The 2,500-nt window shown below is 50.5% G+C and carries 2 rRNA genes (1 of these 2 cut by a window edge); both read left to right on the plus strand.

What is annotated here, in order from left to right:
* Positions 1 to 1,498 (plus strand): 16S ribosomal RNA (locus tag PCORN_RS16745); the annotation flags it as partial.
* Positions 1,499 to 1,759: 261 nt separating this feature from the next.
* Positions 1,760 to 2,500 (plus strand): 23S ribosomal RNA (locus tag PCORN_RS16750) (its annotated part continues 2,131 nt past the right edge of the window); the annotation flags it as partial.

Genomic DNA, 2,500 nt, shown 5'->3' on the forward strand with positions numbered 1-2,500 from the left:
TGCAAGTCGAACGAACCGACGAAAGAGCTTGCTCTTTCTGACGTTAGTGGCGGACGGGTGAGTAACACGTGGGCAACCTGCCTGTAAGTTGGGGATAACTCCGGGAAACCGGGGCTAATACCGAATAATAACAAGCGTCGCATGACGCCTGTTTGAAAGATGGTTTCGGCTATCACTTACAGATGGGCCCGCGGTGCATTAGCTAGTTGGTAGGGTAATGGCCTACCAAGGCAACGATGCATAGCCGACCTGAGAGGGTGATCGGCCACACTGGGACTGAGACACGGCCCAGACTCCTACGGGAGGCAGCAGTAGGGAATCTTCCGCAATGGACGAAAGTCTGACGGAGCAACGCCGCGTGTGTGAAGAAGGTTTTCGGATCGTAAAGCACTGTTGTTAGAGAAGAACAAGGATAAGAGTAACTGCTTGTCCCTTGACGGTATCTAACCAGAAAGCCACGGCTAACTACGTGCCAGCAGCCGCGGTAATACGTAGGTGGCAAGCGTTGTCCGGATTTATTGGGCGTAAAGCGAGCGCAGGCGGTTTCTTAAGTCTGATGTGAAAGCCCCCGGCTTAACCGGGGAGGGTCATTGGAAACTGAGAGACTTGAATGCAGGAGAGGTAAGTGGAATTCCACGTGTAGCGGTGAAATGCGTAGATATGTGGAGGAACACCAGTGGCGAAGGCGGCTTACTGGCCTGTAATTGACGCTGAGGCTCGAAAGCGTGGGGAGCAAACAGGATTAGATACCCTGGTAGTCCACGCCGTAAACGATGAGTGCTAAGTGTTAGGGGGTTTCCGCCCCTTAGTGCTGCAGCTAACGCATTAAGCACTCCGCCTGGGGAGTACGACCGCAAGGTTGAAACTCAAAGGAATTGACGGGGGCCCGCACAAGTGGTGGAGCATGTGGTTTAATTCGAAGCAACGCGAAGAACCTTACCAGGTCTTGACATCCTTTGACCATTCTGGAGACAGAACTTTCCCTTCGGGGACAAAGTGACAGGTGGTGCATGGTTGTCGTCAGCTCGTGTCGTGAGATGTTGGGTTAAGTCCCGCAACGAGCGCAACCCTTGATTTTAGTTGCCAGCATTTAGTTGGGCACTCTAAAGTGACTGCCGGTGCAAGCCGGAGGAAGGTGGGGATGACGTCAAATCATCATGCCCCTTATGACCTGGGCTACACACGTGCTACAATGGATAATACAAAGGGTTGCCAAACCGCGAGGTCGAGCTAATCCCATAAAATTATTCTCAGTTCGGATTGTAGGCTGCAACTCGCCTACATGAAGCCGGAATCACTAGTAATCGTGGATCAGCATGCCACGGTGAATACGTTCCCGGGCCTTGTACACACCGCCCGTCACACCACGAGAGTTTGTAACACCCGAAGTCGGTAGGGTAACCATTTATGGAGCCAGCCGCCGAAGGTGGGACAGATAATTGGGGTGAAGTCGTAACAAGGTAGCCGTATCGGAAGGTGCGGCTGGATCACCTCCTTTCTAAGGAAAAGGAAACCTGCTTTTGTTTTATCTTTTGTTTTGTTCAGTTTTGAGAGGTCAATTCTCTCTCAAGAAGAAAGTTGTTCTTTGAAAACTAGATAAGAAAGTTAGTAAAGTGCGGTATAAGTCGTTGACTTGTACCAACCAAGTAAGAACTGAGAATCAACTGAAAGTAACCTTTCACCTAACGGATACGGCCATCGCTGGCTCGTAGAGGTTAGGAACATACCCGTGGTGCGTGCGTAAGCACAATAACCACATGGTTAAGTTAGAAAGGGCGCACGGTGGATGCCTTGGCACTAGGAGCCGAAGAAGGACGGGACTAACACCGATATGCTTTGGGGAGCTGTACGTAAGCGTTGATCCAGAGATTTCCGAATGGGGGAACCCACTATCTTTTATCGGATAGTATCCTTACGTGAATACATAGCGTAAGGAAGGCAGACCCAGGGAACTGAAACATCTAAGTACCTGGAGGAAGAGAAAGAAAAATCGATTTCCTGAGTAGCGGCGAGCGAAACGGAAAGAGCCCAAACCAAGAAGCTTGCTTCTTGGGGTTGTAGGACACTCTATACGGAGTTACAAAAGAAAGTGGTAAACGAAGTGGTCTGGAAAGGCCCGCCAAAGAAGGTAACAGCCCTGTAATTGAAATCATTTTCCCTCCAGAGTGGATCCTGAGTACGGCGGAACACGTGAAATTCCGTCGGAATCCGGGAGGACCATCTCCCAAGGCTAAATACTCCCTAGTGACCGATAGTGAACCAGTACCGTGAGGGAAAGGTGAAAAGCACCCCGGAAGGGGAGTGAAACAGTTCCTGAAACCGTGTGCCTACAAGTAGTTAGAGCCCGTTAATGGGTGATAGCGTGCCTTTTGTAGAATGAACCGGCGAGTTACGATTTGTTGCAAGGTTAAGCGGAAAAAGCGGAGCCGTAGCGAAAGCGAGTCTGAATAGGGCGCATGAGTAACAGGTCGTAGACCCGAAACCAGGTGATCTACCCATG

Source organism: Listeria cornellensis FSL F6-0969 (assembly GCF_000525855.1).
In the GTDB taxonomy this organism is placed as follows: Bacteria; Bacillota; Bacilli; order Lactobacillales; family Listeriaceae; genus Listeria_A; species Listeria_A cornellensis.